The sequence below is a fragment of the Calditrichota bacterium genome, assembly GCA_013151735.1.
In the GTDB taxonomy this organism is placed as follows: Bacteria; Zhuqueibacterota; JdFR-76; order JdFR-76; family BMS3Abin05; genus BMS3Abin05.
In genome coordinates this window covers 1-8,892 of sequence record JAADHR010000038.1, presented here as the reverse complement: position 1 = coordinate 8,892, position 8,892 = coordinate 1, and the positions used below count along the sequence as shown (strand labels likewise).

Here is an 8,892-nt window from a genome sequence, read left to right as displayed (position 1 = left end):
AGATACTGAATCCAGACACCTTCGCCCGGATCCGCAGGCGGGGATCCGGCGTTTTGTTTTTCCAAAGAAGGTGAAAGGGCTGTCCCGCCGGCCAACTCCCAGTTTCGGTCGAAAACTCTTTGCACCTCTGGCACAACGGGCCCCCGGGCTACGACCATGACATCATGATTTTTCTCCGTAATGCTGGCAAAGTTCATCCCGCCAATCATGACTTCCCGGCTGTCAACAATCAGCGTCTTATTGTGTGCCATTTTTAAAACGGATTTTCTCCTGAACCGATGCAGCGGAAAATCCGCTGTACGAATAAGGGGATCGGATTGTAAAACCTGGTAAAATGTTTGATAGTGAGTCGCGCGATTTTTTATTCCGATTGAATTCAGGGCGTGCATCACACGCTGGTACACTTTCAGGCTGGCGGGCGGCTGGTAAAGAAGGCGTACGCGAACACCATTTTGGGCTCGTTGCCGCAAAAGTGCAATGACCTTTTGTCCGATTGCGCCTTCCAGCAGGTACATTTCGACATCGATTGAATGGGCCGCCCGGGCAATCATTTCATAGACGCGGGGAAAAATTTCACGGGCATCGATCAGAATGTCGACCTGGTTCAGGGTAGGCCGGCTGTCATAAAATGATGTGGACGGGTTTCTTAAAATCAGCGGGCGCGCCGGTGGCTCTTCCGCCGCTTCAGTCGGGTATTCCACTTTCCGCATTCCCTGCTCGTACTCTCTTACCATCCTTTTGTAAAAATTGTGATACCCAAGATTGGCCAAGATAGCCAACACGAGCTGTGTTCTGGAATGGGCAAGTCGTGTGAAAATAGATTGGGTGGAGAAAAAGTTTTGATTGAACTGCAGAAATCCTTCGTACAATTCCTCCGGGCTCATTAATTTCGGTTTGTAAACGACGTGAAAATAATCGTAATGCTCCCAATTGCGATCGAATATTCTATTTTCCATCATCATATTTCGATAGAGAGGCGTTCCGGGCAGCGGCGTCAAGATGGCCGGAGTCATGCAATCAAGATCGATTTTGATGGCCATTTCCAGCGTGCGGTCAAAAACCGAGGGATCGTCATGATCAAAACCGAAAACGAAGGCTCCGGTTAATCCGATCCCATGGTCATGCAGCTTCTGAATCATTTCTCTATATCGGGATACCTGATTGTGAAACTTGTGGGACTCTTTCAGGCTGGCGGAATTAATGGATTCCATTCCGATAAAAAGGGCCTTGCAGCCGGATTTTTCCAGAAGCGTGAGCATTTCGTCATCGTTGGCAATATTGGCAGAGGCGGCGGCCGCCCATTTTTTTCCAAAGGGAATAAGCGCCTTTAATAATTCCTTTGTGTAGCGGGGATTGCCCCCAAAATTGTCGTCCCAGAATACGAAGAGCTTCCTGTTTATCAGATTCCCTTTCATATTTTCCACATCCTGAACCACATTTTCTACAGGCCTGAATCGTTGCCGATACTTGTTAAATGCATTGATGAAACAGAAATTACAGCGAAAAGGGCACCCTTTGGAGGCGAGTGTCGAATTCTTGAAGGTAAATTCCCCGGGAATCAAATCGAGGCGAGGCCGCGGGAATTTCTCCATGTTAAACAAATGAGGGGCCCGGTAAAATTTTTTAAGTCTGCCGTTTTCGAAGTCGGCCAAAAGATTTTCCCAGACCTCTTCGGCCTCTCCCATGACCACCGCATCCGCATGGTGCAGCGCCTCCCTGGGCCTCACGGAGGCATGCGGTCCCCCGAGCACAACCGTTGAACCCTTTGCCCGGAATTTGTCCGCAATTTCGTAGGCGTGTTTTGAAAATGCCGTCACAAAGGTGATGCCAACCAGATCATAGTTACGATCATAAGGGATCGGTTGCACGCGTTCTTCGATAATTTCAATTTCATGACGGTCAGGGGTTAGCGCGCCCAGAACCGGGAAGGTTAAGGGCGGCAACAAGAAAATACGTTCGCCCTTGCTTTCCCTGTCCAGGTCCAAAGCAGGAGCAATAAAACCAATCTTCATTTTATTCCCCACTCTCTTTTCTGAAAATCTACAGGTTTGTGAAAAATCTTGAAACGGCTGTCCGGTCATCAACCGCCTGCCGGAGGCGGATTTTTCGGGGACAACCGGACGAAAGACCCCTTTACTAAGCTGCCCCTTTTGTGTTCAGATTTTCCGGTTCGGCCTTTTTATCCGAAGAAAGACGCCCCAAGCGGGAAAATTCCCGTAAGGTTTGCGGCAAATGATTCAATAAAGTCGATGTTTCCAGATAGCAGGGCAAAAAACAAGGCCTGTGGCAGGTAAAGTTGTTTCCGATTTGAGCTATGGCTTGCCGGTATGCTTCATCCCACGTGTTGAAATCCAGGAGATTCAATCGGACGTTCTGAATCAGGGGGCAGGGTGCAATGAATTCCCCATTGGGATAAATTCTTGGCGTCAAAAGGGGGTAACAGGTGAACGGCTTGAAGGTTTGAATATGCCTCAGAAATTCCTCGGTATCCATAATCGTCGCGTCTCTCTGCTTCCAGTCGAGTATCTGATCGATCAGGCGCTGATAGTCTCGATTATTGATGAGCGAAGGGATCGGGCGGCCCGCGAGCAGCTGGGGACTCACAGTAAGACGCACACCAATCCTCTTTGCAAAACGATAAACACCGGGAATATCAGCGATGGTTTGCGTATTAATCACCGCATTAAGATTCAGGCTAAATTCTTTTTCGCGCTGTTTCTTGGCGTAAAAACGAATGATTTCCTTGATCTCCCTGCTCAAGCCGGTTTTATTCACCCCGAATATTTTGTCCTGTCTGGCATCGTCCATTGTATCCAGGCTGATCTGCAAGAAGTCAATCTCATTCAATATCTCTTCTTTTTGGGGAAGGTAAAGGGCGTTGGTAAACAGGCTGATTGGTTTGAACTTCAGGGCGCGTGCCCGACGAACAAGGTCAACAATATCGTCACGCAAGAGGGGTTCACCACCTGAAAAGGCAATCGACGGGATTCCCGTCCGAATCCGTTCCAAAATTTTGATAGCCTGTTCAGTAGTTAATTCGGGGTACGTGACGGAATCGAGATTTTCCTCTTTTACGCAGTACTCGCACCTTAAATTGCATCGAAAGGTGACAAAGTAAGCCACTAAAAGAGGTGCAACCGGCCTTTGCGGGAAATGATGCACAATGACGTAATTTTTCAAAAACCGGGTCACCAGAGGCAAACTGATTTTCATGATCTTCTGCCTCCCTATGCGAGGATGTGTCAAAAAAGGAGAAACCCAACCCAAAAAGACGGATGGCCGCAGCCTTCAGGTCGCGGACGAGCTTGAAATCAAATCTCTGCCGGCCTTTAGCCCAACGCTTTACATAGGTGAAGGCTCAAAAAAGAAACCCACTTTTTTGGCCGATTTTACCGGTTTGCTTTGGTTCAGCACCATAATGAATCATGGTGATTTTACAAATGACTTTTCGGGTTCAGAATCCCGCAAACAGGCTTTTGGGATTATGGAAACGATCGTTTAATTTCACCGGTCTGTTTTGAACAATCACCACAGTTTATTGTGATGTGGAATGCCAGGCGAAGCATTTATCCTAAAAAAAGTTAAAAAATATTAAATAATTATCAAGTACTTTTTGATTATTTTAGGCACCTCAAATTATTTTTTGACGGTTTTCTTTCAATGTTCGAAATCATCTCTCGGTATTCGCACTGCCCTTGGGATTATTACAAGATGTAAACCTCTGCTGGATTTTCTGCCCGAGCGGGAAGGGTTCCCGTTGGCCACCGCGGTAATTCTCGGGGGCCGCATCCTCACCGGCATCAGGCGGGTCCCACTTCGTCTTCTAAAGCCTTCCAATCTTACGCATGCATACCGCCATCCATCAAAATATTTTCGCCGTTAATGTAGGCCGAAGCATCCGATGCCAGCAACACCACCAGGCCTTTGATGTCGTCGCAAGTGGCCATGCGGCCGACCGGCACATTTTTGCAATAATTTTCTAAAAATCGCTGCGGTTGATTGTCGAACAGACCGCCGGGACTGATGCAGTTGACACGGATATTTTTGTCCGCCAGTACACGGGCCAAATACCGCGTTAAATTGATTAATCCCCCACGGTGGAAAAAATAATCCGGTGGCGGATCGCCCATGTCCGTCCCTTCGTAATTTGACAGGTCCGGCCCGTAGAGGCCCATCATGGAGCTGATATTAACGATGCTGCCCCCGCCGCTTTCGGCGATGAGGTCGGCCATTTCACGCAGGATGTCCATCATGCCCGTGGCGTTGACGCGCATGGACTCTGCGAATTGCTCGATGGGTGCATTGTATCCCTGCATGGGACGGGCCACGGCGTTATTGACAAAGACATCCAGTCGTCCGAATTTATTCTGAATTTGCCGTTTCAGCGCCGTGACCGAATCGTGGTCGGCCTGATCGACCTGCAGCGCGAGTACATCGAGTCCCCGACCCTTGAATTTCTGTGCGAGTTTTTCATTTGCCTCCAGACTCCGCGACGCCGTAATGACCGTGCCGCCTGCCTCCGCCAGTCCCTCGACGATGCACCGGCCATATCGCCCCGCGCCCCCGGTGACGAGAATGATTTTCTTTTTTAAGCTGAGTAATTCTTTGACATGCATGCTGATCCTTTCTTTTACTTCGTAAATTAAAGATCGTAAATCGTTATTCGTAAATCATCTTATTCTTTTGATTTCAGAACAAGGATTAAGGATTTACGATTTTAGAAGTTTTTCCCTTCGCAAATCTCAAATCGTTAATCGTCAATCTTAAATCATCTTTTGTTAAGATGCTGATTTCAGAACAAGGATTTCCGATTTACGATTTTAGCAGTTTTTTTCCTTCGCAAATCTGACTTCGTTAATCGTCAATCGTAAATCATCTTTCACACTTTGCTTTCTGATTTACGATTTTGGATTTCCGATTTACGATTTTAGAAGTTTTTTCCCTTCGCAAATCTGACTTCGTTAATCGTCAATCTTAAATCGCTTTTTACATTTTGTTTTATGATTTACGATTTTAGCAGTTTTTTCCCCTTCGCAAATCTCAAATCGTTAATCGCCATTCGTAAATCGTCTTTTACCCCAGCTCTACAACTTCCCCACCACGATTCAGGCTTTCCCTCGCGCCGATCAGCGTGCGGATAATATTCTCTGTTTTTTCAAAAGGCAAGCGCGATTTTCCCTCGCGAACCGAACGGATGAACTCGGTGAGATTCTCTTTGAACATCGAATAAGAATTCCTGATCTCAACCAGTCGCCAGCCACTTCGGCCGAACAGCGACAATTGAAACGTCGGCGCGATGTCCACAAACAGGTGCACCGTCGCCAAAAGTCCGCTCTCGAATCTGATGAGGACGATGTCCTTTCCAGACTCGCTGACATGCTGCACGGAAACGGCCCGGGGATCATCCAGCAAGGCGAACAGCGCTTCCAGCATGTGAACGCCGTATTTCACCCAGTCCTTTTTACCCACCACAGTTGCCAGTTGCAGTTCTCCCAGGGACGCCAGTTCCGTCTTGGCTGTTCGGCACTCACCCGCGTAGCGCATGGAAGAACAGGACATGAGCAATTTGCCCTTTTTATTCTGCTCCGAAAAATAGCCCAGGTCCTCGCGGGTAATGGCCAGCGGCTTGTCGATAAAGATGGGGACGTCGGCGTCCAGAAAGGGCTTGGCCATGGCCGCGTGATTTTCCGGATCATCCCGCGCCAGCAGCACCGCATCGACCTGCCCGATCATCCCTTCAGGTTTGTCAACGACATTTTCAATCATCGAGGCTCCGGCGATATGCTCGGACAGGCTTCTGTCCTGCGTCCACACGTGCGTGACCCGTGCCCCGTCAATGCCCAGCGTGTCGCGGTTCGCCTCAAGATAAACCGGGATGCCGGCAAAGCCGCACGCCGCCATTTCCTGACGGTCAAAGTCTCCATTGATGATGGCCGACCACGAGTAGGGATGGCCGTTTCCCTCGCTCATGCCCAAAATGCCGAGTCTTAGCATGATTTCTCCTGCGTTTTTGATTTACGATTTCAGAAGTTTTTTTCTACTTCGCCAATCGCAAATCGTTAATCGTCAATCCTAAATCATCTTTCCCCCTTTGTTTTTAATTTACGATTTCAGATTAATGATTTTAGAATTTAGAGGTTCTTGCACTTCGCCAATCGTCAATCGTCAATCCTAAATCGCCTTTCCCCCTTTGTTTTTGATTTACGATTTCAGATTAACGATTTTAGAATTTAGAAGTTCTTGCACTTCGCCAATCGCAAATTGTTAATCGTCATTCGTCAATCGTTTTTTTCTTTACAAATCGTTGTTCTTGGAGCATTACCTAAACCGAAAGCTGTACAAATCCGCATCCTTCATCACAAAACGGAGCCTGACCGGCGTGCCGTTTAATTTTGCCAGATCAGGATTTCCCCTCCAGGTCACAGCTCGTTCTATTTCGTTTCCAATCATTTCCGTCGCATTTTTCAGTTCAAAGCCTTTTATTTTACGCCCGTTCTCATCGAGTATTTCAACCTTGATAAAACCGGCGGCGGACGTCGAAAAATTAATCAACAGACTGTCGCCGGTAAAGCGGAAGGGCCTGGTGATCATCTCGCCGCCTTTGTAGGGCGCATTGATGGATGTAAAGCCATCGATCCGCAACGTGTAGCGGTGCAGATGAGCACCTGGCTGGGCATAATCCTGAGTCAGGTAAAGCGACATTTCGGTTGGACTTGTCCGGACAATGTTCAGTGCCGGATAGTTTGAACGCGATGCCCAGTTATCCAAACCGATTCCCGGGCGGATAAAACTTTCCATAAACGTGCGGTCGTACCGATTTCCGCCTCTTGTGGTCATGAAAATGGCATCGGAGCAATCTTTGTAAAATTTCGGATTCACGTGGAGTTTTTTGGCTTCTTCTTCGGTGAGGACCTGGCGATTTTTCATAAATCGTGCCGCCACCGAAATGTAAATTTGCGGTGCTCGAAAATAGGGCGAGGTTTGATTGGTGTAGAGCTGTTCCGGCGGCGTATTGCCAAATGTCATTTCAACCGGCTTCGTCCAATGGATAAAATCTTTGGACGTCGTCCTGGCGACGGACCGATAGCGCGTGCCGTTTCTTTTGATCCAGTGTCTGAAATAACAAAGGTATAATTGTTCGGCTTCCGACCAAAAGGAGACATTCTGGGAATCAAAATCGTGAACTCTTGGCCCAATGACCGGCTTTTCCCGCAATTTTTTCCAATGAAGGCCGTCCGCCGAAACATACGCAATCAAGCCGGTTTTTTCCAATCCGCCCAGTGCTTTGTATTTGTCCTTTGGGTTCACTCCCGCCCGCGTGTCAAGAAACGGCGTAAAATTATGGGTTACCGGCGCGGCATCGGCCAGAACGACATTATTATTCCACGTGCCCAGTATGTTGTAGATTTTCAAATTGGGCTTTGTCCAGTGAGTGCCGTCGTTCGATTTCGCGTAACACGTAAATTCTTTTTTGCTGCCGTCTTTGCCGTCCAGAGGGCCGCCCCGATAATAGAGCCGAAATAAATCGCCGTCCTTTATGATCGTGCAATAGGCGGAAAATGGCCCTTCCCAGGGCTCGTCGAATTGGAGCACCGGCCCCCGGTCAATGGGATGGTGCATTTGAAAGGAAACGTTTTTCAGGGTGTCGATGAGATAGTGGTCCACAAAAAGCTCCAATTGTGATCCAATATCCACTATTTCCGGCGTGGAGGACGGCAGGCGGTTGGCTCGACTCAAAGCCGGAATGGTACAAAGCACCAGGAAAATAATGACCGCTCTTTTCATCGGGATTTGTCCTTTTATCACTTGAAAGTAATCCTTAACGGCTCAAACTCCGAGAACTTTATTTCGACATGATCGCCCGCTTTTGCCGGTGGCGGTTTCAAAACGGAACCGGTAATAACAATATCTCCGGCCCGAAGATGACGGCCATATTGGGGTAGGCTATTCGCCAGATACAAAAGAGCATCGATGAACGCAAATCCTTTGGAATCGCCACTTGCTTTAACCTGGCCGTTAATGAGTACTTCGGCTGTTACTACTTGATTAGGATTGAATTTTTTCCAAGCCCGTTTGTGTTTGGGTTGAATGAAGCCGCCGTTGGCCAATCCGTCTGCGATGGCCTGGGGAAGCGTGGCCTTGGTGCCGCCTTTTGCATCTCTTACCCGAATCGAAATCAATTCGCTGAATCCTCCGACGCTGTCAATGGCGGCCAGAAGCTCCTGGCGGGAAACCGTTGGCCCGGGCAAATCCTCTTTAAACGTAAAGCCCACCTCTGCCTCCACAAGCGGCGAGCCATCTACAAAACGGGAACTATTGGCCGTGCCTCCGGATGGACACTCGTAGGATGCCAGCATAAAACCGAAAACCGGGTGAAAGGGCTGACTGCTGTCCGTGACCTGCGACCCGCCCATTTTCCATCCGGCGACCCGCTCGCCCTGTTTTTCCAGCATCGACAGCAGGGTCATTTGAATCGTGTAGGCCGTTTTTTCATCCAATTTGGGGTAGTAAAGCGCCAACGCCCGCGTTGTTCCGACTTCCTTTCGGACCTGGAGCAAATGGCTGGCAATGGTTTCAATAGAAGCGCCAGGCCCCAATCGGGCGGTTAAATCCGGTGTCGCCGTGGCAGCGGTTTTATGTTCTTTTTCGGTCTGGCAGCCCGCTCCTAAAATGAGTACAATGACCCAAAAGACACCGAGAAAAGAGGAAACCCGCTTGCTAAACTGACCGAGAATCATGATTATTCCTTTCGTTACTTGTTTTGATTTACGATTTCAGATTAACGATTTTAGAAGTTTTTGCTACTTCGTAAATCTCAAATCGTTAATCGTCAATCTTAAATCGTCTTTTCTTCTTTTTCTGATTCGCGATTTCAGATTAACGATTTACGAT

The 8,892-nt window shown here is 48.3% G+C and carries 6 protein-coding genes; all 6 read right to left on the bottom strand.

Features of this window, described 5'->3' with window-relative positions; all coding sequences use genetic code 11:
- A partial coding sequence (locus GXO76_02435; GenBank protein NOY76709.1) for a radical SAM protein occupies positions 1–2,012 on the bottom strand: 2,012 nt, incomplete at its 3' end.
- Positions 2,013–2,136: 124 nt separating this feature from the next.
- The gene (locus GXO76_02430) at positions 2,137–3,213 is read right to left on the bottom strand and encodes a radical SAM protein (protein NOY76708.1); all 1,077 of its coding nucleotides are present in this window, start codon (positions 3,211–3,213) and stop codon (positions 2,137–2,139) included.
- 626 nt (positions 3,214–3,839) lie between these two features.
- A complete protein-coding gene (locus tag GXO76_02425) occupies positions 3,840–4,616 on the bottom strand; it encodes an SDR family oxidoreductase (GenBank protein NOY76707.1) in 777 nt (258 codons plus the stop codon).
- Between the two features lie 457 nt (positions 4,617–5,073).
- The gene (locus GXO76_02420; GenBank protein NOY76706.1) at positions 5,074–5,994 is read right to left on the bottom strand and encodes a Gfo/Idh/MocA family oxidoreductase; all 921 of its coding nucleotides are present in this window, start codon (positions 5,992–5,994) and stop codon (positions 5,074–5,076) included.
- Between the two features lie 324 nt (positions 5,995–6,318).
- Positions 6,319–7,785 (bottom strand): hypothetical protein, encoded by a 1,467-nt coding sequence (locus GXO76_02415; protein NOY76705.1) that lies wholly within the window; start codon positions 7,783–7,785, stop codon positions 6,319–6,321.
- 17 nt (positions 7,786–7,802) lie between these two features.
- Positions 7,803–8,738 (bottom strand): hypothetical protein, encoded by a 936-nt coding sequence (locus GXO76_02410; protein NOY76704.1) that lies wholly within the window; start codon positions 8,736–8,738, stop codon positions 7,803–7,805.
- Positions 8,739–8,892 lie beyond the last annotated feature (154 nt).

Excerpts from the sequence above, each read along its gene's own strand:
- GXO76_02430 (NOY76708.1), bottom strand. The coding sequence starts at position 3,213 with ATGAAAATCAGTTTGCCTCTGGTGACCCGGTTTTTGAAAAATTACGTC.
- GXO76_02410 (NOY76704.1), bottom strand. The coding sequence starts at position 8,738 with ATGATTCTCGGTCAGTTTAGCAAGCGGGTTTCCTCTTTTCTCGGTGTC.
- GXO76_02415 (NOY76705.1), bottom strand. The coding sequence starts at position 7,785 with ATGAAAAGAGCGGTCATTATTTTCCTGGTGCTTTGTACCATTCCGGCT.
- GXO76_02420 (NOY76706.1), bottom strand. The coding sequence starts at position 5,994 with ATGCTAAGACTCGGCATTTTGGGCATGAGCGAGGGAAACGGCCATCCC.
- GXO76_02425 (NOY76707.1), bottom strand. The coding sequence starts at position 4,616 with ATGCATGTCAAAGAATTACTCAGCTTAAAAAAGAAAATCATTCTCGTC.